The sequence below is a fragment of the Actinomyces timonensis genome, from assembly GCF_040702965.1.
GTDB lineage: Bacteria > Actinomycetota > Actinomycetes > Actinomycetales > Actinomycetaceae > Actinomyces > Actinomyces timonensis_A.
Map to the genome: position 1 here is coordinate 290,313 of NZ_CP159989.1, position 26,892 is coordinate 317,204.

General features: G+C 70.7%; 22 protein-coding genes, 1 tRNA gene and 1 pseudogene. 10 read left to right on the forward strand and 14 right to left on the reverse strand.

The window, feature by feature from the left end; translation table 11 throughout:
* Positions 1–54: 54 nt before the first annotated feature.
* The 5 genes from ABXS69_RS01240 to ABXS69_RS01260 all read left to right on the forward strand — a co-directional run bounded on the left by ABXS69_RS01240 (position 55) and on the right by ABXS69_RS01260 (position 5,658).
* Positions 55–867, forward strand: a complete 813-nt coding sequence (locus ABXS69_RS01240) for a hypothetical protein (protein WP_366180812.1) — start codon at positions 55–57, stop codon at positions 865–867.
* The gene (gene eccCa / locus ABXS69_RS01245; RefSeq protein ID WP_366180813.1) at positions 864–3,104 is read left to right on the forward strand and encodes a type VII secretion protein EccCa; all 2,241 of its coding nucleotides are present in this window, start codon (positions 864–866) and stop codon (positions 3,102–3,104) included. The genes ABXS69_RS01240 and eccCa overlap by 4 nt, the downstream gene beginning before the upstream one ends.
* 322 nt (positions 3,105–3,426) lie before the next feature.
* Positions 3,427–4,056 (forward strand): FtsK/SpoIIIE domain-containing protein, encoded by a 630-nt coding sequence (locus ABXS69_RS01250; protein ID WP_366181496.1) that lies wholly within the window; start codon positions 3,427–3,429, stop codon positions 4,054–4,056.
* Positions 4,001–4,876 (forward strand): FtsK/SpoIIIE domain-containing protein, encoded by an 876-nt coding sequence (locus ABXS69_RS01255; RefSeq protein ID WP_366180814.1) that lies wholly within the window; start codon positions 4,001–4,003, stop codon positions 4,874–4,876. The genes ABXS69_RS01250 and ABXS69_RS01255 overlap by 56 nt, the downstream gene beginning before the upstream one ends.
* Positions 4,877–5,007: 131 nt before the next feature.
* Positions 5,008–5,658: a hypothetical protein gene (locus ABXS69_RS01260; RefSeq protein ID WP_366180815.1), complete on the forward strand. Its 651-nt coding sequence runs from the start codon at positions 5,008–5,010 to the stop codon at positions 5,656–5,658.
* Here the strand turns inward: ABXS69_RS01260 and ABXS69_RS01265 are convergent.
* Positions 5,568–7,166 (reverse strand): hypothetical protein, encoded by a 1,599-nt coding sequence (locus tag ABXS69_RS01265; protein WP_366180816.1) that lies wholly within the window; start codon positions 7,164–7,166, stop codon positions 5,568–5,570. The two genes, ABXS69_RS01260 and ABXS69_RS01265, sit on opposite strands and share 91 nt — an antisense overlap.
* 285 nt (positions 7,167–7,451) lie before the next feature.
* Here ABXS69_RS01265 and ABXS69_RS01270 point away from each other — a divergent pair, with 285 nt between their 5' ends.
* Entirely contained in the window at positions 7,452–8,729 is a 1,278-nt protein-coding gene (locus tag ABXS69_RS01270; protein WP_366180817.1) for an alpha-amylase family protein, read from the forward strand.
* Positions 8,730–9,022: 293 nt separating this feature from the next.
* On the opposite strand, the gene ABXS69_RS01275 is transcribed toward ABXS69_RS01270, so the two are convergent.
* The 9 genes from ABXS69_RS01275 to ABXS69_RS01315 all read right to left on the reverse strand — a co-directional run bounded on the left by ABXS69_RS01275 (position 9,023) and on the right by ABXS69_RS01315 (position 17,692).
* Complete coding sequence (locus tag ABXS69_RS01275; protein ID WP_366180818.1) at positions 9,023–9,550, reverse strand: NUDIX domain-containing protein; 528 nt, start codon at positions 9,548–9,550, stop codon at positions 9,023–9,025.
* A 9-nt stretch (positions 9,551–9,559) separates the two neighbouring features.
* Positions 9,560–10,459 carry a metal ABC transporter permease gene (locus tag ABXS69_RS01280; RefSeq protein ID WP_366180819.1) on the reverse strand — a complete coding sequence of 300 codons (900 nt, stop codon included), beginning with the start codon at positions 10,457–10,459 and terminating at the stop codon, positions 9,560–9,562.
* The gene (locus ABXS69_RS01285) at positions 10,459–11,586 is read right to left on the reverse strand and encodes a metal ABC transporter permease (protein ID WP_366180820.1); all 1,128 of its coding nucleotides are present in this window, start codon (positions 11,584–11,586) and stop codon (positions 10,459–10,461) included. Before ABXS69_RS01285 ends, ABXS69_RS01280 begins: the two co-directional genes overlap by 1 nt.
* On the reverse strand, positions 11,583–12,341 hold the full coding sequence (locus tag ABXS69_RS01290) for a metal ABC transporter ATP-binding protein (RefSeq protein ID WP_366180821.1): 759 nt from the start codon (positions 12,339–12,341) through the stop codon (positions 11,583–11,585). The genes ABXS69_RS01285 and ABXS69_RS01290 overlap by 4 nt, the downstream gene beginning before the upstream one ends.
* A 59-nt stretch (positions 12,342–12,400) precedes the next feature.
* Positions 12,401–13,354, reverse strand: a complete 954-nt coding sequence (locus ABXS69_RS01295; protein WP_366180822.1) for a metal ABC transporter substrate-binding protein — start codon at positions 13,352–13,354, stop codon at positions 12,401–12,403.
* A 144-nt stretch (positions 13,355–13,498) separates the two neighbouring features.
* Positions 13,499–14,278 (reverse strand): glutamine amidotransferase, encoded by a 780-nt coding sequence (locus ABXS69_RS01300; RefSeq protein ID WP_366180823.1) that lies wholly within the window; start codon positions 14,276–14,278, stop codon positions 13,499–13,501.
* The gene (locus ABXS69_RS01305) at positions 14,275–15,603 is read right to left on the reverse strand and encodes a MurT ligase domain-containing protein (protein ID WP_366180824.1); all 1,329 of its coding nucleotides are present in this window, start codon (positions 15,601–15,603) and stop codon (positions 14,275–14,277) included. Before ABXS69_RS01305 ends, ABXS69_RS01300 begins: the two co-directional genes overlap by 4 nt.
* A 50-nt stretch (positions 15,604–15,653) precedes the next feature.
* Positions 15,654–17,282, reverse strand: a complete 1,629-nt coding sequence (locus ABXS69_RS01310; protein ID WP_366180825.1) for a diacylglycerol kinase family protein — start codon at positions 17,280–17,282, stop codon at positions 15,654–15,656.
* Positions 17,283–17,461: 179 nt separating this feature from the next.
* Positions 17,462–17,692 carry a hypothetical protein gene (locus tag ABXS69_RS01315; protein ID WP_366180826.1) on the reverse strand — a complete coding sequence of 77 codons (231 nt, stop codon included), beginning with the start codon at positions 17,690–17,692 and terminating at the stop codon, positions 17,462–17,464.
* Here ABXS69_RS01315 and ABXS69_RS01320 point away from each other — a divergent pair.
* From ABXS69_RS01320 to ABXS69_RS01330, 3 genes are all read left to right on the forward strand, one after another.
* Entirely contained in the window at positions 17,681–17,845 is a 165-nt protein-coding gene (locus ABXS69_RS01320) for a hypothetical protein (protein ID WP_366180827.1), read from the forward strand. The genes ABXS69_RS01315 and ABXS69_RS01320 overlap by 12 nt on opposite strands.
* Positions 17,846–18,582: 737 nt before the next feature.
* Positions 18,583–18,864 carry a hypothetical protein gene (locus ABXS69_RS01325; RefSeq protein WP_366180828.1) on the forward strand — a complete coding sequence of 94 codons (282 nt, stop codon included), beginning with the start codon at positions 18,583–18,585 and terminating at the stop codon, positions 18,862–18,864.
* Between the two features lie 371 nt (positions 18,865–19,235).
* Positions 19,236–20,876: an MFS transporter gene (locus ABXS69_RS01330; protein WP_366180829.1), complete on the forward strand. Its 1,641-nt coding sequence runs from the start codon at positions 19,236–19,238 to the stop codon at positions 20,874–20,876.
* 348 nt (positions 20,877–21,224) lie between these two features.
* Here ABXS69_RS01330 and ABXS69_RS01335 read toward each other — a convergent pair whose 3' ends face one another.
* The gene (locus ABXS69_RS01335) at positions 21,225–21,857 is read right to left on the reverse strand and encodes a TetR/AcrR family transcriptional regulator (protein WP_366180830.1); all 633 of its coding nucleotides are present in this window, start codon (positions 21,855–21,857) and stop codon (positions 21,225–21,227) included.
* A 435-nt stretch (positions 21,858–22,292) separates the two neighbouring features.
* A tRNA-Pro gene (locus tag ABXS69_RS01340) sits at positions 22,293–22,369 on the reverse strand.
* A 147-nt stretch (positions 22,370–22,516) separates the two neighbouring features.
* Between ABXS69_RS01340 and ABXS69_RS01345 the strand changes: the two are divergent.
* Positions 22,517–23,206: pseudogene (locus ABXS69_RS01345) on the forward strand (SDR family oxidoreductase).
* A 53-nt stretch (positions 23,207–23,259) separates the two neighbouring features.
* Here ABXS69_RS01345 and ABXS69_RS01350 read toward each other — a convergent pair.
* Positions 23,260–24,276 (reverse strand): metallophosphoesterase, encoded by a 1,017-nt coding sequence (locus ABXS69_RS01350; RefSeq protein WP_366181497.1) that lies wholly within the window; start codon positions 24,274–24,276, stop codon positions 23,260–23,262.
* A 49-nt stretch (positions 24,277–24,325) separates the two neighbouring features.
* Positions 24,326–26,689: a transglycosylase domain-containing protein gene (locus ABXS69_RS01355; protein WP_366180831.1), complete on the reverse strand. Its 2,364-nt coding sequence runs from the start codon at positions 26,687–26,689 to the stop codon at positions 24,326–24,328.
* Positions 26,690–26,892: the final 203 nt, after the last annotated feature.

A 26,892-nucleotide genomic window follows, 5' to 3' on the forward strand; every position in this document is an offset into this window, starting at 1 on the left:
GGAGCGGGTCATCGATCGCGCGCGATCGAGACATCGTGGGCCATTCGCAGACCATTGCCACTCACAGGCCGCATCCTCGTCGTGCCCACGGCCCCGGGCGCCGGGGCGACGACCCTAGCGCTGCTGCTGTCCTCCCTGATAGCGCGGGAGAGGCGCCGTCCAGGCCTGCTCATCAGCGCTTCGCCCGGCCCCCGCTCCGCCGCCGATCTCCTCCCATACTCCGCCAGCACGGCGGAGATGCCCGCGGCGCGTGCTCCAAGAACAGTCGCCCAGGCCATCGAGGCCCTCGGGAACAGTCCCGACGGCCTCCTGTCCTGCCTTCGCCTGCCCGAGGGCTCGGACAACCCTGATGCGCTCATGCACTCCTGGACCCGCGCCCAGCATGACTACCTGCGCTTCTTCGACACAGCCGTCACCGAGACCGGCATCGCCGACGCCCTCGGCCCCGCGCTTCTCGATCTCCATCGGCGCCATCACAGCACCGTCCTCGTCTCCCCCGCCCAGCGCGCCAGCATGGATAGGGGACGCGATCTGGCCGCTCGTCTGCTCAGTGAGGCCCGGGGCAAGCGCGGCGCGCTCCTGCACGTCGTCGTCGCCACCAGGCCCGGCTACCCCCTAGTGCCCGAGCCCGAGGTGGGGGAGAGCCTCGTGCCCGTCGACCATTCCCTCGCCGGGGATGGGAGGTCAGCCTCGGCGCCCGGCCTCCTCGACCCGCTGACCTCCCGCGTCATCGCCGATGTCGCCGCCACGTCGATCAGCGGTTGCGGCGCCGCCCTTTCGCGGCGCTCCCGCCGAGCGCTCACGAATGAGCCAGGTCTCGGCGGTCGCGACCAGCTCCTGCCATCCATCGGGAAGGTCTCCCCATGATCGAGGTCGTTCACAGGCCCGGGCGCGTCGTCGCCCCCGTTGAGCCACCGGAAGCGGTCCTCCTGCCAATCCCGCCCCAGCTGACCGATACCGGCGCGGGCCAGCCCTTCCCCTTCCAGATGCTCCTGCCCCTGGCCGGTGCGGGCTCATCCATGCTCATGATGACCGTCATGCGGGGCAACCCGATCTTCGCGATGCTCGGCGCCGTGGTCATGGTCGTCACCATGCTCGGGATGGGGACGATGATGATCTCCCGCCGCTCCGGGCAGGGGCGGCAGCGTCGAGAGCGCAGGGATCAATACCTTGACGAGCTCTCCTCCACTGACAGCGAGGCCGCCGCGCGATCGGCGCAGTACCGCGAGGACCTCTTCCAGGCCCAGCCCGACCCCTCATCGCTGGCCATCATGGCGCGCGCCCCGGAACGGCGCTGGGAGCGGCGCTTGTCGGACAGCGACTTCCTCCGCCTGCGCCTGGGCATCGCCGACCTCCCCGTCCCCATGGTGCGCATTCCCGGTGGTGGGACGCCGCCTCAGATCGATCCGCTGCTCATGACCGAGGCGCAGGCCGTGCTGCGCCGCCACAGCGTGCAGCACAGCATCCCGGCAGCGCTTGACCTCGACTGCGCCGGTGACGTCTCGATCATCGGGCCGCGGGACTCGACCGCGGCCATCGTCCGTGCCCTGCTCGCGCAGGCCGCAGTTCTCCACGCCCCCGAGGACCTGCTGATCGCCCTCGCCTACGAGCCGGAGCGGGCCAGCGCCTGGGACTGCGCCGCACGACTGCCGCACCTGCGCGTGGCCGGGTCCTTCGACGGCCCGATCGCCCTGCGCCGTGTCGCCCCGAACCACCAGGAGCTCGAGCGCCTGCTACGGCCAGACATCGCCGCCGCGACGAAGGAAGTGGGATCGCGCGGATCGTGGATCCGTACCGCGTACCACGCCCCCCGCCTCCTGGTGGTCTCCGAGCTCACCGGCCCGGCGCGGGCACTGAGCATCCCCGACCAATCGCTCGCCCCCGGCGATATCGGCGTCACCACCCTCCACCTCGTCGAGGACCGCCTCGACGAGCCCTCCTCGCCCTCCTGGCGCCTGACCGTCACCGACGACGGCGTCCTCGTGGAGGACCTGCGCGCCCAACAGCGGTCCAGCACTCCCATAGACCCGTCGGCTCCCGATACGGCCCAGCCCTTCCTCTGCGACCCCGACGCCGTCGGCCCGGCCCTCATGGAAGGACTCGCGCGGGCCCTCGCGCCTCACTCGCTGGGAGCGGCAGCCCACCGCCACGAGTCGGAGGTCGCCACCACGTCGCTCAGCGACCTCCTCGGCGTGGCCGACCCCCGGCACGTCGAGACTCGCGCGTCGTGGGCCAAGCGCCCGCTGCGGGACTTCCTGCGCGTGCCGATCGGCTCCGACGACGACGGCAAGCTCGTGCTCCTCGACATCAAGGAATCCGCCCAGCTGGGCGTCGGCCCCCACGGCCTGTGCATCGGCGCCACCGGCTCGGGGAAGTCCGAGCTCCTGCGCACGCTTGTCGCCGTCCTGGCCACCACGCACTCACCGGACGACCTCTCGATGATCCTCGTGGACTACAAGGGCGGCGCGGCCTTCGCCCCGTTCGCCACCATGCCGCACGTCGTCGGGCTCATTGACAACCTGGCTGATGATGCCGGCCTGACCGAGAGGGCACGCTCCTCGATCGCCGGCGAGGTGCTCCGCCGCCAGGAGCAGCTGCGCGACGCCGGCAACTCCCCCGACATAGGCCACTACCGCCACCTACGCGAGTCGAACCCGAGCATGGCGCCCATGCCGCACCTCTTCGTCATCATCGACGAGTTCGGCGAGCTCTTGACCGCCAACCCCGACTTCATCGACCTCCTCCTCACGATCGGGCGCATCGGCCGGTCGATCGGCGTCCACCTCCTGCTCGCCAGCCAGCGGATCGAGGCGGGAAAAGCTCCGCGGCCTGGACACGTACCTGTCCTATCGGCTCTGCCTTCGCACCTTCACCGAGTCGGAGTCCGCCACCGTGATCGGCAACGGCGACGCCTTCCACCTCCCCTCCGCTCCCGGCTACGGCTACCTCAAGGTGGATACCTCCATCTACACCCGCTTCCGCTCCGGCTTCGTCTCCGGCCCGCTCGACGAGCTCGACGACGTCCCAGAACCGGAGGAGATCACCGAGCGCCGCCCGCTCCTCCTCCCTGTGTACAACGAGCTGGAGGCCAGCAGCGAGGGTGAGACCGGCGCGGATATCGGCGAGCCCCTCCCGGAGACCCGTACCATCCGCGCCACCGTGGTTGACTCGATCGTCAGTCAGCTCTCCCGGGCCGCACCGGCCAACACGCCGGTCTGGCTCGAACCACTGCCTCGTCAGCTCTCCCTGACCGGCATGTACCGCGGCGAGCTGAGCCGCAGACCGGGGCAGCCGCCCCGCGCGCCCGACGGGCTGTGGGACCCTCCGGGCCTGACCGTGCCCATCGGCCTCGTCGACGACCCCGCCCACCAGCGCCAGGACATCTGGGACCTCGACCTGACTGTCGGCGGCGGGCACATCGCCCTCATGGGCGCGCCCCAGAGCGGCCGAACGACCTTCCTCATGACCCTGGCGACGTCGGCCGCTCTCGCGCTGCCTCCCTCGCGCCTCTCCTTCTACGGGATCGACGCCACAGGCGGCGGCTTGAGCCGCCTGAGCCACCTGCCCAACGTCGGGGGCATCGCCACCCGCGGTGATCGTGAGCGGATGCGACGCGTGCTCGACGAGATCGTCGCCATGCTCGACCAGCGCGAGCGGATCATCGCGGCCAACCGCATCGACTCCCTGGAGATGATGCGGTTGGAGCACCGAGAGGGGAGGATCGACGGCCTGGCCAGCGCCGACGTCGTCCTGCTCATCGATGGCATCGGCTTCATCCGCGCCGACTTCCCCGAGCTTGAGGACGGCATCGACGAGCTCATCAGGCGCGGCGGAGGCCTAGGAGTCCATATCGTGACCACCCTCGCCCGCGCCAATGATCTCAAGATGGCCCAGCAGCCGCTCTTCGGCACCCGGCTCGAGCTGCGGCTCAACGACCCTGCAGACTCCCTCATCGCGCGAAAGCTTCTCCCAGACCCTCGCCCCCGATGCCCCCGGCAGAGTGCTGCGCCCCGACAAGCTCTTCAGCCACCTGGCCCTTCCCATCGAGCGCATTGAGGAGGACCGGGGTGTCGGCGCCGCCCTTGACGAGCTGGCCGAGGAGATGAACGCCTCCTGGACAGGCTCTCGTCCCATGGCGGTGCGCCAGCTCCCGGACGTCATCGACCCGGACACCCTGCCCGATGACGTCGAGTGCCCCGACCAGGTCCCCCTGGGGATCTTCCAAGACACCATGACCCCGTTGCAGTTGGACCTGGGCGGCACGGACCCCCACCTGCTCGTGTTCGGCGATGCCCGCTGCGGGAAGTCCACCGTTCTGCGCGGCATCGTCGAGGGGCTCGTGGCGCGCTCCACCCCCGAGGAGCTCGTGCTGGGCGTCTACGATGTGCGACGCGACGTCGCCCGCGCCTGCCCTGAGCCCTACCTCGGGGGCCACGCGACCTCGTCGACCAGCGCGGGCGGCCTCTCCACCGCCATCGCCTCCGAGCTCGACCGCCGCGCCACCCTGATCGCTGAGGGCAAGGAGGCCGATGGACCGCGCATCGTCCTCGTCATCGACGACTACGACATCCTCTCCTCCGGAGGGACCAACATCCTGTCACCCATCGTCCCCCACCTGCCCTCAGCCAGGGACCTGCGGCTCAACGTCATTCTCGCCCGTCCCACCGCTGGCGCCTCCCATGCCATGTACGATCCCGTCCTCCTGGCGCTGCGGGACAATGGCGGAACCGGATTCCTCATGGATGGCGACCGCCTTGAGGGCACCCTCCTAGGAGGCACCCGCCCGGCTCGCATGCCCCCCGGCCGGGGGAACTGGGTCCAGCGCGGCAGGCGCCCGCGCATCGCGCAAGCCGCCTGTTTCTCCCCGGAGGCGTGACGATGCCGGGCTGCTGCCTCGCCGGGGGATACGCCGGATTCCCGACGGCTGATGGTGCCGCTGCGCGATTGCGGATACGGTAGACGAGTGCCAGCGTTGAACTCACGCCACCCAGGAATGGAGACCGAAGAATGAGCATGGACATGATGGGCGGCATGGGGCCCATGGGCGGTGGCCTTGAGGCCCAGTCGCAGGCCATCGGCAGCCTCCAGGGCAGCCTCGCCGCGTTCATGGAGCAGACCGGCGCCACCGAGGCCGGCATCGAGATCGAGACCGTCGGCCTGCGCGCGTCCGTCCAGACCAATGCCGTCATCAACGGGGCCCAGCAGGCCAACGTCGTCCCCGGCGAGATCGTCCAGGAGGCCGTGCAGCTGCGCGCGGCCATGGCACACCCCCGCGGCGGAACATGGACCTGGGCGCACCTGGCCATGACCGCTCCGGGCTACCGCCTGAAGGTTAACGTCGACTATGACCGCAAGCCCGATCTCGACCCGCCCGTGAGCGCCAAGGACTGCGCTGACGAGCTCTCCTACTTCCTTCCCCCGGGACCCCGGCGCCACCCCCGATTGGATGCGCCCGGCGCAGTGACTAACGGCGCAGTGACTGACGGCGCCCGCCGCCCCATCCACGGGGCGGCGGGCGCCGTCGTCTTGCTTCTCGCGGTTCGCCGCGGGGCGACCAGTGCGGGGCCCTACTTCCTGGGAGCGGTGACCCGCCCCGGCCGCGGGCGGGGCGAGCGGTCCTGGGAGCCGGACCTGCCCCGGCCCGACTGGCTCTCCTGAGCGAACTGACGAAGGCCCCACTGTGGACGGGCGCCGTCGGCCTGGGACCAGGAGGAGGATCCGGCTCCCGCAGCCGCCCCCGCTCGTCTCGCGGAGGCCTGCCCGCGGGCGCCGGGCCGGCCCGGGCCGCGCCTGGCCGCGGCGGAGGGCTCGTCAGCTCCGGCCGCCGGGGCGGCGGAGACAGGCGCGGAGGACGCCGGCGCGGCCGAGGGCACCGACACGGTCATGGACGAGGGGGAGGAGGCGGACAGCTTCACCGTGGGAGTGGAGGCCGCCGACCTGTGCGTCGCGCGCCCCGGGGCGTGGACGGGGCGCCGCGAGGAGGCTCCCGGCGCCGACGGCGTCGGCGAGGACACGGTGTCGGGAATCGTCGCCCCGGTGGGCGGGATCTGGGCGGTGCTGCTGCGCGACGAGGAACTTGCCGCCTTGTGGGAGCGGGCCGGGTCGTTCCTGCCGTAAGAGGTCGCCGACCCGCGAGAGGCGCTGGTCGGGCGCGGGTCTGCCGCCACGGTGGTGGCTGCCTCGGGGGACACGGTGGAGGGGGCGCTGCCGGCTGACGCGCGCCCGCGCGTCCCGTAGCCGGTCGGCTCGGGCCGGAGCGCGGTGGTGACGGGCCCAGCGGCGCGTTCGGCCACGGGAGAGGGCGCCGGCTTGGAGGCCGACCGCGCGGTGGGATCGACTGCGATGGGCTGCTCGATCGGGGCGATCGGGCCGGTCTGCGCCCGCTGCGCCGATGAGGCGCTGGCCGCCGACCGCGCGCTGGCCGCCGAGCGCCACGCCTGCGCCGTCGGCTCCTCGCGGAGATCGTAGAGGGACAGGTCCTGGCCCGCGTGGCGCAGCACCTCCGAGGTCGGGGTGAGCATGGCCAGGCGGAAGGCAGGATCGGCCGTCCCCGTGCTCATCGAGGCCCAGGCCTCCTCCGGGCTCAAGGGCTCGCTGGCGGTGTCCAGGTCGCGGCGGATCGCCTGCACGAGGCACACCTGGAGGCGCGCGTACGCCATGATCGCCGGCTCAGTCCACCGCGTGCGGGGCCGCTGGCCGCGGATGATCGAGAAGTTCCGCAGCGAGCGCAGGATCTCCTCCGAGCCCATGAGCACGGTCACCGAGCGCAGGCGGCTCAGCGCCTCCTCGGCGGCATCGGAGGTCTGCACGGGCAGGCCGGTGCCGATATGCGTGTTCTCGGAGGCGATCTCCCGCAGGAAGCCCCGGTAGGCGTCCGCCTTCTCACTCATCAGCCGCTCGCTGGGGGCCGCGTGGTGCTGTCCGCCCGCGTCCGCCGCCCGGGCCGCGCCCAGTCGGCGCAACTGCTCCTCGATCCCGGCCAGCACCTCCGGCGGCACGCCCCCGCCCGAGCCGGACGATGCCGCGCGGGCGGCGGAGATCTCCGACCTGGCCGCCTGGGCCTCCGATCGTGCCTGGGCCGCCACTTGGACGGCGCGCCACGCGAGGAATCCGACAACAAGGAGCAGGACGATCTGCACGGTGGGCAGGGCGACTGTGGCGAGCATGTGAACTATTGTTGCCCGATCGTGTCCTTCGGCGCACCCATTCGAGCAGGGACAGTTCTCACGCTGAGGTCTTCAGGCACCGCTCCCGCCCCTGGCCGCGCGGCCCGTCGGGCCTCGGGCGCACCGGTCCCGGGGTGCCCCGGCGTCGGGCGAGACCGCGCTCGCGACGCCCCGCGGTTCCTCGTCCCCGGCCTCGATTGATGGGTACCCTCACTGCATGACTCCTGATCAGCCCGGAACGAGCCCATCGAGCCGGGGCCCCGCATGGGCGGATCACGCGATCTGGTGGCAGATCTACCCGCTGGGGGCCACCGGGGCGCCGATACGGCCCGCCGCAGGACGGGGAGCCGCCCCGGGGGAGGCTCCCTCCGCGCCCGATCCCGGAGCCCCCGCTCGCCTCGACCGCCTGGAGCCCCCGCTCGCCTCGACCGCCTGGAGCCCTGGCTCGACTACGCCGTCGAGCTCGGCGTCAGCGGCCTGTCCCTCGGGCCGATCTTCCGTTCGGCCACCCACGGCTACGACACCACCGACCACTTCGCCATCGACCCGCGCCTGGGCGACGACGCCGCCTTCGACCGCCTTGCCGAGGCCTGCCGCAGGAGGGGCCTGGCCCTCATGCTCGACGGCGTCTTCAACCACGTCGGCTACGACCATCCCCTGTTCCAGGCGGCGCTGGCCGGGGGCGCTGAGCGCGCGCTCTTTCGCTTCGATGAGTCGGCCGGGGCGGACGACTCCTACGCGGTTTTCGAGGGTCACGGCTCGCTGCCCATCCTCAACCACGACAGTCCCGAGACCGCCCGGCTCGTGGGCGATGTCATGACCCATTGGCTCGACCGCGGCGCTACCGCCTGGAGGCTCGACGCCGCCTACGCCGTCCCGCCCGCCTTCTGGGCGCGCGTCCTGCCCGCGGTGCGCGAGCGCCACCCCAGCGCCTGGTTCATGGCCGAGGTCATCCACGGCGACTACGCGGGAATCGTCGAGGCCTCCGGCGTGGACAGCCTCACCCAGTACGAGCTGTGGAAGGCCGTCTGGGGCTCGCTCGACGACGCCAACTTCTACGAGCTCGACTGGTGCCTCAAGCGCCACAACGAGTTCATGGACGCCTTCCTGCCCGCCACCTTCGTGGGCAACCACGACGTCACCCGCATCGTCAGCCGCGTGGGGCCGTCCAAGGCGGCCCTCGCCGTCGTCGTCCTCATGACCGTGGGCGGCGTCCCCTCCGTCTACTACGGGGACGAGCAGGCCTTCACCGGCGTCAAGCGCGATGAGATCGGCGGTGACGACGAGGTCCGCCCGACGCTGCCCGCCACCCCGGAGGGCCTCTCGCCACTGGGGGCGCCGATGCTCCGCCTGCACCAGGGCCTCATCGGGCTGCGACGCCGCCATCCCTGGCTCGTGCGCGCCCGCACGGAGACCACGGAGCTGACCAATGAGCGTCTTCGCTATGACGCTGTCGGTGAGCGGGGCGAGCGCCTGCGCGTCGAGCTCGACCTGGTCCCCGCGCCGCGCGCCGTCGTGAACGCCCCGGGTGAGACGCCGTTGGTGATCGAGCTCCCTCAGTGAGGCCGGGTGCGCGGGATCGCGTGGAAAATGGCGAGGTTTGAGGATTCCTTTTCCTGACATCGTGTCACGGTTTGGGTATGCGCAGGTCAGAGATATAGGGAGAAGGGCGGCTGCTTCCCAGAAGGACGCTGATGCCCGAGCAATCCTCAAACCGTGCCATTTTGACTCTGGGGGCGCGCGCCGCTCCCATCCGGGATGGCCGCCTCGGCCGTGGCGCGTGATCCCCATCAGGGCGGACCGGTCTCGCTCCTGTTTTCGACCGGTCTCGGTCCTATTTTCGACCGGTCTCGGTCCTATTTTCGACCGGTCTCGGTGATGAGGGGGAGGGGGTGGTCGAAGGCGGCGGCCGGCGCGGCGGGACTGGCGAGCCATGCCTGGGCGGCGCGGATGCGGCGCCGCGCCGAGCCCATGAGCGGTTCGGGCAGCGATCCCGGCGCGAACCAGCCGACCTCCGTCGACTCGTCATCGGCCACTCTCGCGGGCCCCGCCCCGGCCGCGGGCCGCGCCACGAAGTCGATGTCCATGAAGACGCAGCGGTCGCCGTTGGGGAAGGTCTTCGGGGAACCGGCTCCCACATGCGTCAGGCCCAGCAGCTCGATCGCCACGCCGGTCTCCTCCAGGCACTCGCGGACCGCCGCCGCGCCCGGCTGCTCGCCCGGCTCGGGAATCCCCGAGACCACCGACCATTGGCCGTTGTCCGCGCGCCGCCCTAGCAGCAATCGCCCGTCCTCATCAATGACGACCACGCTCACCCCCGGCAGCCACAGCTGGTCGTGGCCGACCCTCTCGCGCAGGGCCAGGATGAACTCCGGAGTCGCCATGGGGTGAGTCTACGAGTGGGCGGGGACCTGCTCGCCCGCCCTTGCCGCGAGGCCGCGGCCGCGCCTGGGCGCGGTGGCCCCCAGCACGGCCAGGAACACCAGCGCGTCCACCACCGCCATGGTCGACGAGGTCGCCAGGTCCCAGCGCAGCGCCACCCAGAAGCCGAGCAGCGCGGAGGCCGCCGCGATCCCCAGGCTCATCAGGATCGCCCCGAACAGGGAGCGCGATACGAGCAGGGCGGTCGCCGGGGGGATCGTCATCAGCGCCACGACGAGGATCGCGCCCGCAGCGTCGAAGGCGACGACGACGGTGAGCGCCACCAGCGTCATCAGGCCCAGGTCGGTGCGCCGCACCGGCAGGCCCAGGGTCCGGGCCGACACGGGGTCGAAGGTGGAGATCTTGAGAGTCGGGTAGCACAGGGCGATATAGGCCGCTGTGATCGCGAAGACGCCAGCCAGGCGCCACATCATCCGCGGGCCCAGGTCGATGCCGCCATCGGCCACGAGGATGTGCTCGGGGGTCAGGGCCATGAGGTTGAGGTCCCCGGTGAGGACGGTGTCCTCGCTGATGTGCACCTGGGAGAGAGTGGTGGACAGCAGCAGCACGCCGATGGCGAAGAGGGCGGGGAAGACCAGGCCCTGGTCGGCGTCCCCGGTCACCAGCCCGGAGGCGCGCAGCCGCTCGGCGCCCAGCACCACGAGCAGTCCCATGAGGGAGGCCGCCACCACCATGAGCGGGGATCGCGTGGAGCCGGAGATGATCGCGCCGATGACGATGCCGGGCAGCACGGCGTGGGACATGGCCTCCACGAGCATCGCCTGGCGGCGCAGCACGAGGAGCGTGCCGGGAAGCGCGCAGGTGAGAGCCGTGGTGACGGCCAGGACAGCGACGGAGACGATGAATGGCATCAGCGCGCCCCTTCTCGCGTCATCGGGCCGCTCACGACCGGCCGCGGGGCCCTAAGCGGGGCCGCGGTTGGAGCGCCGATCGACGTGCCTGGACCCGGCGCGGCGGGGCCGGGCCCTTCGGCCCGATGGGCCTCGGCGGTGATCCGGGACAGCAACTCACGGCGCTGCGCGCGCAGGCGGGCCCGACGCCGCAGGATCGAGCGCTCCGGCGCGCCCAGCAGGGAGGTGACGAGGAAGACCGACAGGACCAGGACGACCACCGGCCCGGTCGGCACGCGGCCGAGATTGACCGCGAGCACCGACCCGATCGCCCCGGAGGCCCCGCCGATCAACCCGGACAGCCCCACCATCGACCACAGGTGGTGCGTCCACTGGCGCGCGGCAGCCGCCGGCATGATCGCGAAGGCCACCATGAGGATGAGCCCGACGGCCTTGATGCCGATGACGATCGCGACGGTGGCGGTGCCCAGAAGCAGCGGGGAGAGGATCCGCGGGGAGAAGCCCATCGCCCGGCAGGCGATGGGGTCGAAGGTGAGCAGCGCCAGCTCCTTCCAGCACGCCGCCACCACGATGAGCGAGGCCGCGCCGAAGGCCACGATGGTGATCAGGTCCGCCCGGGTGAGGGTGGCGGCGTTCCCGAACATGTAGGAGCTGATCCCGCCCCGCTCGGGCAGGGAGGAGTGGACGATGATCCGCATGAGCACGATCCCGCCGCCGTAGAACAAGGCCAGGCAGATCGTCATCGCGGCGTCGAGCCCCACGGGGGAGCGCGCCGCGATCCAGTTCGCGAGCAGCACGGCGCAGGTGGAGGCGATGATCGAGCCGATGGTCAGCACGAGCATGGAGCGCCCCCCGATGCCCAGGACGGCGGTGGCGATGATGAAGGAGCCCGCCACGCCCAGGGTGGCGGCGTGCCCGATGATGTCGGAGACGAGCGACTGCTTGTGCAGGTACAGGAACGCGCCGAGCACCCCCGCGGTCAGCCCCACGATCGAGGTTCCCAGCAGCATCATGCGGAAGGTGTAGGAGGCCAGGAGCGCTCCGGGACCGATGACGCCGGGCAGCAGCGCGCCGGCCTCGGCCAAGGGCGCCGTCGGCAGCGCGATCAGGGCGAGGGCGGCGCTCATCCCTCTCGCCCCCCGCCCATGAGGGCCTCGTCGGTCAACCCGTAGGCGCGGTGCAGCGTGGTCGTGGTGAAGGCCTGCTCGAGGGGCCCCGCGGCCACGAGCAGGCCGTCGGACAGCAGGACCGCGTGGGTGCAGAAGCGCCTCACCGTCGACAGGTCGTGATGGACGACGACGATCGTGCGCCCCTCGTCCCTCAGAGAGCGGAGGACCCCCATGATGGCCTGCTCGGAGGCGACGTCGACTCCCGCAAAGGGCTCGTCCAGCAGGTAGAGGTCGGGCTCCTGGGCCAGGGTGCGGGCCATGAAGACGCGCTGCTTCTGACCGCCGGAGAGCTGGGAGATCTGGCGGTCCGCGAGCTCGGGGATGCCGACCCTCTCCAGGGCCTTAAGCGCCGTGGCCCGCTCGGCGGCCCCCGGGCGGCGCCACCAGCCGAGCCTGGAGTAGGTGCCCATGGTGACGACGTCGCGCACCGTGGTGGGGAAGTCCCAGTCGACCTCCGCGGTCTGGGGCATGTAGGCCACCCGGCTGCGGCACTGGGACAGCTCCTCGCCGAAGAAGCGCACGGTGCCGGCCAGGGAGGGGATGAGTCCCATGGAGGCCTTGAGGAGGGTGGATTTTCCCGCGCCGTTGGGGCCGAGGACGGCGGTGACGGCGCCGGCGGGGATCGTCAGGCTCACGTCCTTGACGACTGGGCGGGCGTGGTAGGCCACCGAGAGGTGCTCGACGGCGCAGGGAGGGTGCGGATCGTGCGTCACAGGGGTTCCTCTCGTCAGCGTGGGCCCGCCGCGAAGGGCCCACGGACGCGGACGGGCGCTCAGGCGGTCGCGCCGGCCAGGGCGGCGGAGATGGTCTCGGCGTTGTAGGCGAAGACCCCCAGGTAGGTGTCCACCGGGGCGGCCTCGCCGAGGGAGTCCGCGTACAGGGGCTTGTCGGAGACCTCGACGCTGCCGCCCTTGGCGGCCACCGCCTCCTTGACGTGGGTGATGGCCTCGGGGTTCTTCAGGTTGTCCTGGAAGATGACCTTGACCTTCTTCTCGGCGATGAGGGTGGCGAGGTCATCGATGTCGGCGGCGCTCATCTCGGACTCGGAGGAGACGAAGTCGGTGGCGTGGATCTCGATGCCGTAGGTCTTGCCCAGGTAGTTGAAGGCGTCGTGCCCGGTGACCAGGACCCGGTTCTCCTGGGGGATGGCCTCGAAGAGCTTCTTGGCGGCCTCCTTGGCCTCGTCGATCTTCTTGTTGTAGGCCTCGGCGTTGGCCTTGTAGGTCTCGGCGTTGGCGGAGTCGATCTCGGCGATCTTGCCCGCGCAGGCGGTCACCACGTGCTTCCAGTTGTCAGGGGAGTTCCACACGTGGGGGTCGTGGCCCTCGACGACGTCGTCCTCCTCCCAGGGCAGCAGCATGTCCTCGGGGATGGACTCGGCGGCGGGCACCTGCTTGGCGCCGAGCCCGTCGAGCTGGTCCAGCATCTTGTGCTCCATGTCGTGGCTGGTCCACAGGACGACGTCGGCGCTCTCGATGGCCTGGGTGTCCTTGGTGGTCAGCTCCTGGGTGTGGGGGTCGCCCCCGGGGCCGACGAGCACGGTGACGGTGGCGTTGGGGGCGATGTTCCTGGCGGCGTCGCCCAGGTAGCCGGTGGTGGCCACGATGCTCAGGGACTTCCCCGAGGCAGGGCCGCCCTCCTTCTTCTTATCGGTGGCGCAGGCGGCCAGGGCGCCGGCGGAGATGGCTGTGAGGGAGACGATGGCGCTGCGGCGGGTGAGATGCACGGGTCCTCCGGGGAGGTCAGGGTGTGGTAAGGCGTTCCTAATAACTGTAGAGAGGGATGCATGTTAGTGGCAAACCTGCTGGTGAACAGCCATATTAGTGCCCCTCGATGATCGGGGGGGCCTCACGGGCGCCGTGCTGAGGGCTCAGCGTGGGCGGGACATCGCCACCGCGCGGGCCCGCTCCGCCCAGGCGCCGTCGAGACCGGGGTGCGCCACGGCGTCGCCGACCCACTCCAGGCCAGCGGCCTTCGCGGCCCGCTCCAGGAGCCAGTCGGCCACGGCGGGGTTCTTCGGCAGCAGCGAGCCGTGCAGGTAGGTGCCGATGACGTGGTGGGCCAGCGCCCCCTCGGTGCCGTCCTGGCCGTTGTTGCCATCGCCCGAGCGCACTCGGCCGAAGGGCGCCTGGCCGAGGGCCAGGGTGGTGAGGCCGGAGTGGTTCTCGTAGCCGACGATGCCGCCGAAGATCTCACTGGTGGTGGTGATATTGCCGATCAGGCGCCCATGACCGGCGACGGTCTCGGCGTCGAACACGGAGATGCCGGGGATCTCGCTGCCCTGAGCGGTCACGAAGCGGTGGCCGAAGAGCTGGTAGAGGCCGCAGATGACGAGCATGGGCACCCCGTCGGTCGCCCAGGCGCGCAGCTCGGCGGCCCGCGCCTGGAGATCCGCGGTGATGCGCTCCTGGCCGGAGTCCTGGCCGCCGCCGCCCACCACGAGGTGGACGCCGTCGGGCAGCTCGTCGCCGGGGTCGTAGGAGAGGACCTCGACGTCGTAGCCGCGCCACTGGGCCCTGCGGGCCAGCACGAGGGTGTTGCCCCAGTCCCCGTAGATGTTCATGTCCCTCGGGTAGAGTTGCAGGACGCGCAGGGCGCCGGCGCTCGCGCCGCCCGCCTCCCGGGAGTGCTCGTAGAGCTGTGCGCTCATCTCATGACCTCCTCGACCTCGGTCAGCTCCCCCAGGCGGGAGCGCAGCGCGAGCATCGCCGTGTAGGTGGTGAAGACGCGCATGGGCCGGCCGGTGCGGCGCGAGTCGGCCCGCAGGGCTTCCAGGGCCCGGCCCAGGTCCGGCTCCACGGTCCCCACATCCACCTCGTCGTAGCGCAGTCGCAGGGCCATGTCCCAGGCGCGCGTGCCCGTGACCACGGCCACGCCCTCGCCCCGCAGGCCGGAGAAGTCCACGTCCCACAACCAGGACATGTCCCGGCCGTCCGCGTACTCATCGTTGACCGCCACCATCACCGACTCGGGCCCGGGCGCCGTGGCGGCGGTGAGCAGGCCCATGCGGAATCCCGCCGGGTTCTTCACCAGGGAGAGCTGGACCTCCCGGCCGTCGAGGCCCAGGACCTCACCGCGGCCGAAGGCGGCCCGCACCCGGCCGAGCGTGCCCAGCAGGCCCGGCAGGGCGGCGTCGGCGCGATCCCCCAGGGTCTCGAGGGCCACGGCCAGGGCGGCGCAGGCGTTGAGCTGGTTGTGGATGCCGGGGATCGCGAAGCGCGTCTCGTGGGCGGCCCCGTCCACGAGGATGGTGGCGTCCTGGCCGCGCAGCGACTCCAGGACCACGCGGGGGCTCATATGGCGGGTGGCGGTGGCGTCGGCGCTCCCGGTGCGCAGCTCATCGTCGGACAGGAACAGGGAGCGCAGCTCGGGGCCCGCGCCGAAGGCGGTCACGGGGGCGGCCAGGCCCTCGGTGAAGGCGGGCGCGCCCAGGCGCGGGTCGTCGGCGTTGGTGACGACGGCGCCCGTGGTGGCCAGGGCCACCTTGCGCAGCAGGGAGGCGGTGTAGTCGATCTCCCCGAAGCGGTCGAGCTGGTCGCGCATGACATTGAGCAGCAGGCAGGCGCGCGGCTTGACGAGCTGGACGAAGCGGACGGCGTGGGCCTCGTCGAGCTCGAGCACGGCCACATCGGCGCGCAGGCGGCCGACGGCGTCGACGTCGTGGAGGAGGGAGGCGAGCACCCCGCGCACGAAGTTCGAGCCGGTGCGGTTCGTGACGACCCTCAGCCCCTGCTCGGCGAGAAGCTGGACGACCATCTTCGTCGTCGTCGTCTTGCCGTTGGTCCCGGTCACGACGACGACGCCCATGGGCAGCTGGCCGAGCGCGCGGGCGAGGAAGCCGGGATCGGCCTTCTCCATGACGAGCCCGGGGAAGGCCGTCCCGCCGCTGCCGCCACCGCGCAGGCGGGCGGCGACGCGGGCCGCGCGGCCCAGGGCGACCGTGAGGCCGGAGCGCAGGGATCGTGAAGAGGTCATGGGCTCGAGTCTATCCAGCGCCCGGAGCCGCGGCGGAATGGTCCTCCGGGTCAGCGGCGAGGCGGGGCGATGACGCCGAGCGCCCCGGGGAGGACCTCGATATCGAGGGCGCGGGTGGTGCCGGCGATATCGCCGTCGACCTCGAAGGGCACGGGCTCATCGGTGCGGATCGACACGCACGACGCCTGCGCGAGCGTGAGCCCCGACGGGACCCGGCCCGCGAGGATCATCGCGCCCATGCGCGCCCAGTCGACGACGCGATCCGGGCGGGCCAGCAGGAGGTCCACCCGGCCGTCGGTGGGGGTGGCGCGCGGGAAGATCGTCATGCCGCCGGTGATCGTGCCGACGTTGCCCAGCAGCGCCATGACCATGTCGTGCTCCTCGGCGGCGGCGCCGTCCAGGGCGACGCTGGCGCGGAAGGGCCGCGGGCTGGCGTGCTGCACGGCGGCGACGGCGTAGGCCCCGGCGCGGATGACCCTCTTGAGCTCGTCCTTCGTGTCGGCCATGATCTGGGCGTCCAGGCCCAGGCCCGCCATGACGGCGAAGATCTCCTCGCCGTCATCCCATGTGGCGCGCACGAGGTCGATGGCGGTGGGGCTGCCCGACAGGGCCAGGCGCAGGGCGGCGTCGGTGTCCAGGGGGACGCAGAGGTTGCGGGCGAGCAGGTTGCCGGTGCCCGACGGGATGAGCGCCATCGGCATCCCGGTGCCTGCCAGCTCCCCGGCCACCGCCCGCACCGTCCCGTCCCCGCCCGCCACGAGCACGAGGTCCACCCCGTGCTCGAGGGCCTGGCGCGCCATGGAGCGGCCGGGGTCGTCCGGCGTCGTCTCCAGCCACTGGGTGGGCAGCCAGCCGGCGCTCAGGACCTCGGCCTCGACGCGGCGGCGCAGGAGGGACAGGTCGAAGAACTTCGTGGGGTTGTAGACGACGGCGGCCCGCTTGCCGACGCTGCGCGCGGGCAGGCCCAGGCGCGCCCAGGAGGACAGGATCGTGTTGACGCCTCCCAGGGCGAGGCTCGTATTGGTGACTGCCGCCCCCCACAGGATCCCCCCGATCTGGTCGGAGGCGCTCGCCAGGCCCATCGCCCACTGGCCGTAGCAGGAGGCGATGATGGCGGCGATGCCCGCCAGCCACCACACCGCCATGTCCGAGGTGGGCCGCCGGTGGGCGCGTGTGAGCACGAGCAGCATCGAGGAGGCGATGGTGACGGCCGCTACCTGGGCGTTCGGGTACGCGCCGCCCACGACGGACAGGGAGTCGAGCAGATGCGAGTGGGGCTGCCTGACGCCCAGCGCTGTGGAGATGAGCCAGTGGACCGGGATCCCGGCCGCGGCCATGAGGAGGGTCAGGGCGAGGCGGCGCATCCGCTCCTTGAAGGACCACAGCGCGAGGCTGACGATGGCCGCCGTGATGAGGGCGGGATGGGTGAGGAGCGCGTAGGCCTCGGCGATCTGGGCCCCCGCCGAGCGGGGGAGCAGGGGGGAGGTCCGTGTGAAGGCCGTGTCGAGATGAGCCGTGCGGCCCGAGACCACCAGCAGGGTCCAGATGGCGAAGGCGAGCATCAGCACGACGGCGAGCACGCGCTCCATCGCCCTCCCGGCGATCTCCCGGCGGGCGCGGGCATCGGCTGGCCGGGTGGCTTCCGGCGTCGCGGCGCGGGCGCTGCTCCTCGTGGTCATCGGGCTCCTTCCAAGGCAAGGCTAGCCCTCGCCCGGTGGCGCGCCGTAGCGGCCCCGCTCCCGAGACCGCGGGAGCCGCTTCGCCCGGGCGATCTCACGGCGCCGCTCACCTCCTCGGCCGCCTCGCGAGGGCTATCGGGGCGCGCTTAGGTCCCCGGGGCGTGGCGCGACCAGGGCGTTCATGGCCGTAGGCAGGCCAGCGGCAGCACGAGAACCCCATCCGGCAGCCGGTAAGCGGCCGCCCCTCCGGTGACCACTGCGAGGAACGAGTGCTCGCCCATGCGCGCGGTGTCCTTGCGGTCACGCAGGTGCAGCAGGTTGGCGGCGGCCCGATCGGCCTGCTGCTCGCCGAGCCGACCACGACGGTCGGTTCCCGGAAGAACGCAGGAGCTCAGCGCATGAGCGACCAACTTCGCATCGGCATCGTCGGCCTCGGCTTCATCGGCGCCCAGAAGCACCTGGTCGGCCTCGTCCAGCACAAGCGCCTCGCTGAGAACGTCGCCTTCCGCGACTTCGACATCGAGCGCGCCGAGGCCGGCAAGGCCCATGTGGCGCGCCGCTGAGGTGTGCCGATCTGGGCGTCTTCACCGAAAAGTTCAAGCAGGGCGGCGGGCTGCTCATCGACCCGGGCGGTCATGCCGTCGCCGTCGCCCTGTGGCACATGAACGACTACGAGGTCGTCGCGCCCTTTCAGGGGCGGGACTCGCGTCAGCTCGCGCCTGCGAGAGGTTGAGCTTGAGCGCCTGGATGGCGGTGTTGTCCCTGGAGGAGCCCGCTGCGGCTCCCCTGGCTGATCGGGATTCCCAACTGCTGGCATGGCCATCATCCTTCCGTGGAAGCAGATCCACGGCGCCCCGGACGAACCTGTCGGTTGAGTGTCCTGGATCATGAAGCCTGGCGTCGAAGGTGAACGTATGAAGACCCCGGCACCCGTTACTGTATGAACCACTCCCATGGTCGCGCGGTCTCGACACGGCATGCATGGCGCATGCCCCGGCGCGGTGTCTGCTTGTTGACCGTGTCCCGTACCACGGGACCCACGCCGTTATCGCCGAGATGGGCGTCGTGATGCGGGCGGATGGGCTGACGATGGTTCTTATGGGAGCGTGACGGGGATGGCCGACCTGTTCACCGACCTATGCCCGGAGGGCATTGTCTGCGTCTAGGACCGTATGGCGTCGTCGGGTCGATCACTCACTGCCCGGGACTGTGCGCAGCGGCCGTAGGGCGTCGAGACCAGTGGGCCGGTGTGGGAATCGATGCGGAGATGTGCTCGAGGCTCGGCGCTGAGACTGCCATCATGCTGAGCGACGAGGTGCTTCCTGGTGATGTCGGTCTCGTGGCACTTCTCAGCGTCAAGGAGGCCGTGTCGAAGGCCACCACATCGGTCACCGGGAGCATCATCGACTTCCGCCATGTTGTCGTGACGGCCTGGGGTGACGGTCACTGCCGTGCGATCGTTCCCGGAGGAATGCGCCTGACCTGCCGCTGGGCGGTGGGCGAGGGGCTCATGCTGTCGATCGTCTCGGTGCCTCACCATGCCGCGGTGTCACGCTCGACGGTAACGGGCGCGCTCACGTAGCCCGTGCGGCTGACGCGGGCGGATGGGGCGGTGTCACGGCCGTTGTCAGCGTCTGCATATGGAAGGCGCCGTGGATCGAGGCTCAAGATCACGATGGTGAGATCGGAGCAACGCCGAAGCGCGCCGCTACCGCGCTCATCGTGACGGAGGGCATCCGGCCGCCGTCACTAAGTAGATTGTGTCAAGAATCACAGAAGTGGCGATTGCTGATCTCGCCGTCGGCGTCATAGCTCGGTTTCCGAGCGTCGCATCGGTCAGGGCCTCTCTGTGGGTGGGGCGAGTTCGGGTGGCGCCCCCCTTGCGAGGTGTCGGGCATGAGAGTAGAACATCGTCCTATTTGTATACAACAATGATCCACAGGGAGGCAGTTCATGACCTCAGTGCTGGTTACGCCTGCGGAGACCGGAGATGGCTGTCGCGCCACGCCATCGACGGAGGTGAGCGGTGGCTCCTCCTCTCCGTCCCATGAATGTGACAAACCTGCGACAGCGCCCACCGCCCTCCGCGCTGGGGTGCTTGCGGCGGCGCTGGCGGCCCTATGCCTGGCCGAGTTGCTCGTCGTCATGGACAACACCATCGTCAATGTCGCCATCCCGACCTTTTCCCGGGAGATGGGCGCGTCGACGACCCAGTTGCAGTGGATCGTCGACGCTTACACCCTTGCCTTCGCCTGCCTCCTGCTACCCGTCGGGCACCTGGGGGACCGTCTCGGACGCCGCGCTGTCCTGGTTGCGGGCCTGGTGGGTTTCGGTGTCGTGAGCGCGGCCACCGCGCTGAGCGCTGGCCTAGGCGCTGTCATCCTGTGCCGTGTCCTGCTGGGCATGAGCGCCGCCTTCATCTACCCGGCGACGCTGTCCCTCATCGTGACGACCTTCGCCGGTTCACTCCGCAAGAACATGGCAGTGGCCCTATGGGCGGCGACCTCCGGGGTTGGTATCGCGCTCGGCCCCATCATCGGCGGCATCCTCCTGGAGCACTTCTCCTGGCAGTCCATCTTCTGGATCAACGTGCCGCTCGCCGTCGCGGCCGTAGGCGCCGTCCTCGCCTTCGTCGGCGAGAATCGCGCGAAGGACGGCGGAGGATTCGACACCATCGGCGTGGCCCTGTCCGCCGCCGGCGTCGGTGCCATCGTGTGGGCCATCATCGAGGGTCCTCAGCGCGGTTGGACCTCCCTGGAGGTGGGCGGCGCATTCGTCGCGGGCCTCCTGGCCCTTGCCCTTCTCGTTGGATGGGAACTTCACTGGCGCCACCCTCTCATCGACGTCAGGCTCTTCCTTCGCCGAGAGTTCTCCGCAGGCGCCATCGCTATCTCCGCGGCCTTCTTCGGGCTGTTCGGCTTCACCTTCGTCATTACCCAGTATTTCCAGGCTGTGCGCGGATACTCGGCGCTCCTGGCCGGAGTCGCGACGCTACCCTTCGCAGTGGTCATGGCCGGGGTGTCGCCGTTGTCCTCCCTGCTCGCCCGTCGCTTCGGCCCTGGCTGGGTGGTTGGTACCGGACTGACGATCATGGGCCTCGGCTTCGCGCGGGTCATCATCCTGAGGGCAGACTCGTCCTACTGGGGCATCATCGTCCCGGCCATGGTCGTCATGGCCGCGGGCCTCGCCCTCGTACAAGCCCCTGCGACCAGTGCCATCATGGGCGTCGTTCGCGGCGCCCAGGTCGGGGCGGCATCAGCGATGAATGACACGACCCGCGAGATCGGTGGGACACTTGGTGTCGCGGTGCTGGGCTCAGTGGTCGCCGACCGGTTCGGCTCCGCGATGAACGCGGCAACGCTCCCTGAGGAGATGCCCGCAGGGGCCCTCACCCAGGCGCGGGACTCCGTCTCCGCCGCGATGGCCATCAGCGAGCAGTTGCCATCCCCCCTCGGGGAGGCGCTGCAGGAGGTCTCCTCGGATGCCTTTATGGGGGCGCTCCACCATGCCGTCATCGTCGTCGCAGTGGTCGCGTGGGTGGGCGCGGCGCTCTCCTTCATCATCCTACCGCGAGGGAGGCAGTACCAGGACTGACGCGAACAAAGCCCTTTCTCGCCGCCTCTTGTGCCGCGCTGACGGCGCAGGCGCTCCTTCCTCGGGCCGCGAATGTGCGGACCACTGCCATCGAGCCGCGAAGCGCATTACCTCCTTCACTCCAAATAGGAATAGAACCATGACGCCGATTCTCCAGCCCCAGGACGCCGAGGTGATCTGGAGACTCCTCGGTCTCGACGGACGGATGAAGGAGCCCGTCCGTCATGGAGTCAGTTGATACCGGCTCCATCATCGGGCTGCGGAGTCCCTAGTAGATAGGGGCTCCGCAGCCCGTCTTCTCGCCTCAGGCTCCTCCCGAGGCGACCTGTCGACGGCCCCTGACGTGGCTCACCCAGTGCATACTCCGCACAGGATGATGTCGAGCACCAGCTGAAAGTCGATGACGCTCACGCCCTCTCCAGATCCCGTCTGCGCCCGGGCCTGACGCACCTCGACGGTGATGGCTCCGTTGATTGAGGCCCAGATGGCACTCGCCAGACTGGCGGCCTGACCAGGGATGAAGGCTCCTGCGGCCTGGCCGTACTCCACCATGCGAACCAGGTGCGCGAAGGCATCCCGGGTGGCCGGTCCCGGTGGCACGGCCCACATGAGGTCGTAGGAACGCGGGTGGGCGGTCAAGAGGTCGTGGACGATCGTGCCGGCTAAGCGCAGCCTCTCCCGGGGATCCGGCTCCGTGATCTCCCCCATGGCGCGGGCCAGATCGGAGAAGTGCTCCTCGGCGATTGCAGTCAGCAGCCCCTGCTTGTCTCCGAAGCGGTTGTAGAGGCTCTGTGGTGCCGCACCCGCCCTCGTGGCCACTGCTCGGATGGTCAATGCGGACAGGCCCTCCTCCTCGAGTAAGGCGGTAGCGGCGTCGAGAAAAGCCCGCCGCACCTCCTGAGAAGGAGTGCGATGCCGCAGCTCTCGGTTGGGCGGGAGGGGCGGCTCAGGCTCCCCCGCGTCCAGTAGAACACTGTTCACCCCGCAATCTTAGAGTGTCAAGCCCTGGGGTGGCGGAAGCTCTTATATCTGGTTGTGGTGGTCTGGGGGAAGGCCCGCCTCGGCGTCCTCGATGGTCCTGAGGTCATGCCCGGTGCCGCGGACGCGTTCGTGCGGGAGCGGGTCCAGCCACCGATCGCCAGCCGAAGGAGCTCATGCCGCAGGATCGAGAACTCCCTCAAGGCAGCGATCAGCCTCATGCCCCATGATGTCCTGAACCCCGGCCCGGAAACCTCGTTGACTCCACCGGCAGGGGGTGACGAAGGGGCTTAAACCTGGCGCCCGACCTCGTGGACCCTCAGCCAGCCTCACTACGCCAAGACTGGCCCCAACCCGCCCAGAAGGCGCCTCACGCGCCCCGAGGCTGCCAAAACCCGCGCCATGGGGGCCGTGGCGCGGGGGTGAGTATGAGGTTGATGGTCGGGGTGGCGGGATTTGAACCCACGACCTCTTCGTCCCGAACGAAGCGCGCTACCAAACTGCGCCACACCCCGTGTGTGTGCAGCGGCAACTATAGCCGGGCCTCCCGCGTCGAGGGAAATCATCATCGGCCGCCCCTCCGGTGTCGTCCATCACGGGGAGGGCGCCGTCGGGGGCGCCCTCCCCGTGCCCGCGCCTGCGCGGCGCGGTTGACTGGCCCCATGACCAGCGCGGACCTCTCTCCTGATCCCCTACCGCTCGCGAGCCGAACGGTCCTCATCACCGGGGTCAGCCGCCGCGCCGGCATCGGCCACGCCATCGCGTGCCTCGCCGCCGCGGCCGAGGCCGCCGCCGACGTCGGCCACCCGTTGGCCGCTCTCGTGTGCAACCAGGCCATGAGCGAGCTCGACTCCCTCCTGCTCGACATCACCGAGGACGTCCTCGACCGGCACTGGGCCGTCAACGCCCGCGCCTCGATCCTTCTCGCCCAGGCCTTCGCCCGCGCCGTCGTCGGGGGGCGGGCCGGGGGAGCGGAGGAGGAGCCCGCCGCCCCGTCCTCCGATCCCGCCCGCGCCATCGTCTTCCTGACCTCAGGCCAGGCGCAGGGGCCCTTGCCCGGTGAGATCGCCTACGGCGCGGCCAAGGCCGCTATCGCCGGCATCACGCTGACCATCGCCGACGAGCTCGCCGATCACGGTATCCGCGTCAACACCGTCAACCCCGGCCCGGTCGATACCGGGTAGCTGGCCGCCGAGGCCCTGGAGTCCGTCGGCCGCATGTTCCCCTTCGGCCGCTTCGGGGCGCCCGACGACGCCGTGCGCCTCATCACCTGGCTGCTGTCCGATGACGCCCGCTGGATCACCGGTCAGGTCATCAACTCCGAGGGCGGCTTCGCCCGCTGGCGCGCCTAGGCGCGCCACCGAGGACTCGGCGGGCTCGTCCGCCCGATCCGCCCGCGCGGTCCTCAGCGCGCCGGGACGAGGGTGAGCAACGTCGCCTCCGGGCGGCAGGCCACGCGCACGGGCGTGTAGGGGCTCGTGCCCAGCCCTGCGCTGACATGCAGGTACATGTCTCCCGCTGCGCTCGGATCCCCGATGCGCCCCGGCCACTGCGACAGGCGCTGCGTGACCCTGCGCCGGTCCAGGTCGCAGTTCGTCACGAGCGCGCCGAAACCGGGTAGGCAGAGCTGGCCGCCATGGGTGTGGCCCGCCAGGGCGAGGGCGACGCCATCATCCGTCATCGCGTCCAGCACTCGCTGGTAGGGGGCGTGGGCGAGCCCCAGGCGCAGCGCCCGCCCCGAGCGGTCGAGGATCGGCGGGAGGAGCGCGGCTGAGGCCGCGCCGTCGGAGCCGTCGTCCGGGACGGGGTAGGAGTCCCGCTCGGCGTGAGGATCATCGACGCCGACCAGGTCCACTCGCCGCCCGCGCACCGTGAGGGCCCCCCGCGCGTTCGTCAGGTCCGCCCAGCCGCCGGAGGCTTGCAGCGCGATGACCTCCCGCCAGGGCAGCTCCACGAGCTGCTCGCGCGCGCCCGCGGCGTCCGCCGTCCGCGGGTCGCGGCGCAGATAGCGGGTCGGCAGCTTGAACACGGAGGAGTAGTAGTCGTGATCCCCCAGGACGAAGGCCCCTGGCAGCCCCACGAAGGGCTCCAGCGCCCGTTGGAGCGGCTCCAGGCCCGAGGCGAAGGACAGGTGGTCACCCGTGGAGATGACGACGTCGGGGCGCTCGGCGGCCAGGCCCCGCACCCAGGCGACGCGCGCCTCCGTGCGGTCGGTCAGGTGCAGATCGGCCAGGTGGAGGATCGTGATCGGCTCCTCGCCGTCGGCCAGGACGGGCGCGGAGAAGCGCCGCAGCACCGGCAGGCGCGCCTCGAGGAGCGCGTAGCCTAGGGCGCCGGCGCCAAGAGCGGCGAGGGAGCCCAGGGCGCGGGCGGCGCCGCGGCGCCGTGAGCGGGAGGAGGACGGGTGCGGGAGCGCGGTCATAGCAGTCGTCATGTCCAAGGGATCCGGGGTCGTGAGTGCTCGCCAGTGGTCAGCCGTTGCCGCCGGCCGGGCCGGTCGCCACGGCGCCTCTGGCGCCCGAGGGGCTCAAGCTGGTCGTGAGCTCCTCGCGGCTGGCCGCCGTGGGCGCGGAGCCCGGGACCCGCCCGGCGGGGAGAGCGGCGCCGACCTGCGCGGTCGTCCCGGGCTCATCCGCGGGCGCCGCCTGGCTGCTCGCCTGGGCCCCGGCGTCTCCCGAGAGGCCGGGGCCCAGGCCGGACGCCTGCTTGGCGTTGCCGCCCGAGGGCTGCGCGGGCTGACCCGCACCCAGGCTGACCTGGGTGAAGGGCGCCGCGCCCGTGCCCGACAGCGAGGCGTCCATGAACTGCTTCCACATGGGCGCGGGAGCGTCCGAGCCGTACATGGTGGCGTAGTAGCGCCCGCCGATGTACTGGCCGTTCATCGGCTTGGTGCCCTCGGAGTGACCCATCCACACGGCGGAGGACAGCTGCGGGGTGAAGCCCACGAACCAGGCGTTGTCCATCTCCTCCGTGGTGCCTGTCTTGCCCGCGGCCGGCCGCCCCGCCAGGCCGTAGTTCTTCGCGGTCCCCTGCCCCCCGAGGACGTGCGTGAGGGTCAGGGCGACCCTGTCCGCGGCGGTCTGGTCCATCACCTGCGAGCAGTCCGCGCTCGGCACGGCCATCTCGGTGCCGCTGTGGTCGGTCACCTTGTTGATGGCGATCGGCTTGCAGTAGACGCCGTGCGCCGCGAAGGTCGCGTAGGCGTTGGCCATGTTGAGCGGGGGGACGTTCATGGTGCCCAGGGTGATCGAGGGCCTAGGGTCGAAGGGGTTGCCATCGGACTTGGTCATGCCCATCTTGGCGGCCAGGCCCGTCACAGCGCAGATGTCCATCTGCTGGATCATCTTGGCGTAGGCGACGTTGATCGACATCGCCGTGGACTGCACCACCGAGTGCGTGCCCCCCTCGCCCGGGTTGGCGTTGCCGACCTTCCACTGCTCCACGAAGGTGTCATCGCTGCAGGAGATGTTCCAGTTGGCGGCGGGGAAGGTGGTGGGGTCGGTGTTCATCGTCTCGTACCCGGATCTGCCCATCTGGTACCACTGGGCGAGCACGAAGGGCTTGAACGAGGATCCCGGCTGGAAGCCGTTGTTCTCGATGCCGCCGTGCTTGTAGTCGGCGGAGAAGGAGATCTGGGTGACCGAGGGGTCGTTGCTGTCCGTGCCGTAGGTGGTGTTCTGCGCCATCGCCTGGATCTTGCCCGTCCCGGGCTCGACGGCGGCGATTGCGCCCTTGACGTTCGAGGGGTCGCCGACGGGGACGTAGTTGGCGATCGTGTCGTCCGCGGCCTTCTGCTTCTTCAGATCCAGGGTGGTGGTGATCTGCAGGCCCCCGCGCAGCAGGAGCTGGTTGCGCTCGGTGGCCGTCTTGCCGAAGAGCTCGGAGTTCTGGATCTCGCCGACGACGTAGTCGCAGAAGTAGGCCGCGGACCCCGCCGAGGCGCAGCCGCCGACATGGTTGGTCACGTGCAGGATGTCGCCGACCTGGGTCGCCACTGCCTGGTCGTACTGGGCCTGGTCGATGAACTCGTTGTCCAGCATCTTCTGGAGCACCCAGTTCATGCGGTCCTTGGCCAGATCGGGGTAGGCCACCGGGTCGTAGGCGCCCGGCGCGTTGGTCAGGCCGGCCAGCAGCGCCGCCTCAGGGATGCTCATCTCCTTGGCCGAATGGCTGAAGTAGTGCTGCGCGCTGGCCTCCACCCCATAGGTGGAGGGGCTGAAGGCGGCGATGTTGAGGTACCCCTCCAGGATCTGGTTCTTGGCGTCGGGCAGGGTCTTCTCCAGGGTCAGGGCGTACTTGATCTCCCGGAGCTTGCGCGCCGTCGTGGGCTCGGTGGCCGCGCGGATCTTCACGGGGTCGCCGCTGCGGATGCCGGCCTCCACCAGGATGTTGCGCACGTACTGCTGGGTGAGGGTGGAGGCGCCCTGGCGATCGGCGCCCGCGGCGTTGGAGGCCAGCGCGCGCAGCATTCCGGTGGGGTCGACGCCCTCGTGCTGGTAGAAGCGCTGGTCCTCGACGGCGATCACGGCGTTCTGCACGTTCTTGCTGATGTCCCTCAGCGGCACGACGATCCTGTTCTCCGCGTAGAACTGGGCGATCTCCGTGCCGTCGGAGGCTCGCAGGACCGAGACCTGGCTCGGCTCGAGCACCTTGAAGTCATCGGGCAGGTCCTCGAAGAACTCCAGTGATGCCTTCGAGAGCACGCTCGCCGCCCCCACGAAGGGCACGGCGAAGCCCGCGGCGAGCAGGCCGCCGACGGTGGACATGACGATGAAGGCGAGGAGCGCAGACAGGAGCTGCTGTGAGTCGAGGGTGCGCGCAGAGGTCTTCGACATGCCCCCAGACTACGTGCTCGGCGGGCGCGATGCAGCGGTGGGTGGCGGGGGTCGCACCCGGCGGTCCGGCTCCTGCCCGAGCGCTGGATGACCGGCTCCGCGACGGCGCACCCTCCCCAGGCCGCGCCCAGGCGGCTATCGGCCATTGTCCAGCCGGGTCTGCATGACGGCGCGGGTCGGAGAGGATTTGGTGGAATGGGCCC

Coding starts and splice junctions, on each gene's coding strand:
- ABXS69_RS01250 (WP_366181496.1), top strand. CDS start 3,427: ATGGGCGCGCCCCAGAGCGGCCGAACGACCTTCCTCATGACCCTGGCG.
- ABXS69_RS01320 (WP_366180827.1), top strand. CDS start 17,681: ATGAGCGACCAACTTCGCATCGGCATCGTCGGCCTCGGCTTCATCGGC.
- eccCa (WP_366180813.1), top strand. CDS start 864: ATGATCGAGGTCGTTCACAGGCCCGGGCGCGTCGTCGCCCCCGTTGAG.
- ABXS69_RS01355 (WP_366180831.1), bottom strand. CDS start 26,689: ATGTCGAAGACCTCTGCGCGCACCCTCGACTCACAGCAGCTCCTGTCT.
- ABXS69_RS01305 (WP_366180824.1), bottom strand. CDS start 15,603: ATGACCTCTTCACGATCCCTGCGCTCCGGCCTCACGGTCGCCCTGGGC.
- ABXS69_RS01325 (WP_366180828.1), top strand. CDS start 18,583: ATGCTGAGCGACGAGGTGCTTCCTGGTGATGTCGGTCTCGTGGCACTT.
- ABXS69_RS01275 (WP_366180818.1), bottom strand. CDS start 9,550: ATGGCGACTCCGGAGTTCATCCTGGCCCTGCGCGAGAGGGTCGGCCAC.
- ABXS69_RS01285 (WP_366180820.1), bottom strand. CDS start 11,586: ATGAGCGCCGCCCTCGCCCTGATCGCGCTGCCGACGGCGCCCTTGGCC.
- ABXS69_RS01280 (WP_366180819.1), bottom strand. CDS start 10,459: ATGCCATTCATCGTCTCCGTCGCTGTCCTGGCCGTCACCACGGCTCTC.
- ABXS69_RS01350 (WP_366181497.1), bottom strand. CDS start 24,276: ATGACCGCGCTCCCGCACCCGTCCTCCTCCCGCTCACGGCGCCGCGGC.
- ABXS69_RS01310 (WP_366180825.1), bottom strand. CDS start 17,282: ATGACCACGAGGAGCAGCGCCCGCGCCGCGACGCCGGAAGCCACCCGG.
- ABXS69_RS01330 (WP_366180829.1), top strand. CDS start 19,236: ATGACCTCAGTGCTGGTTACGCCTGCGGAGACCGGAGATGGCTGTCGC.
- ABXS69_RS01300 (WP_366180823.1), bottom strand. CDS start 14,278: ATGAGCGCACAGCTCTACGAGCACTCCCGGGAGGCGGGCGGCGCGAGC.
- ABXS69_RS01265 (WP_366180816.1), bottom strand. CDS start 7,166: ATGCTCGCCACAGTCGCCCTGCCCACCGTGCAGATCGTCCTGCTCCTT.
- ABXS69_RS01260 (WP_366180815.1), top strand. CDS start 5,008: ATGAGCATGGACATGATGGGCGGCATGGGGCCCATGGGCGGTGGCCTT.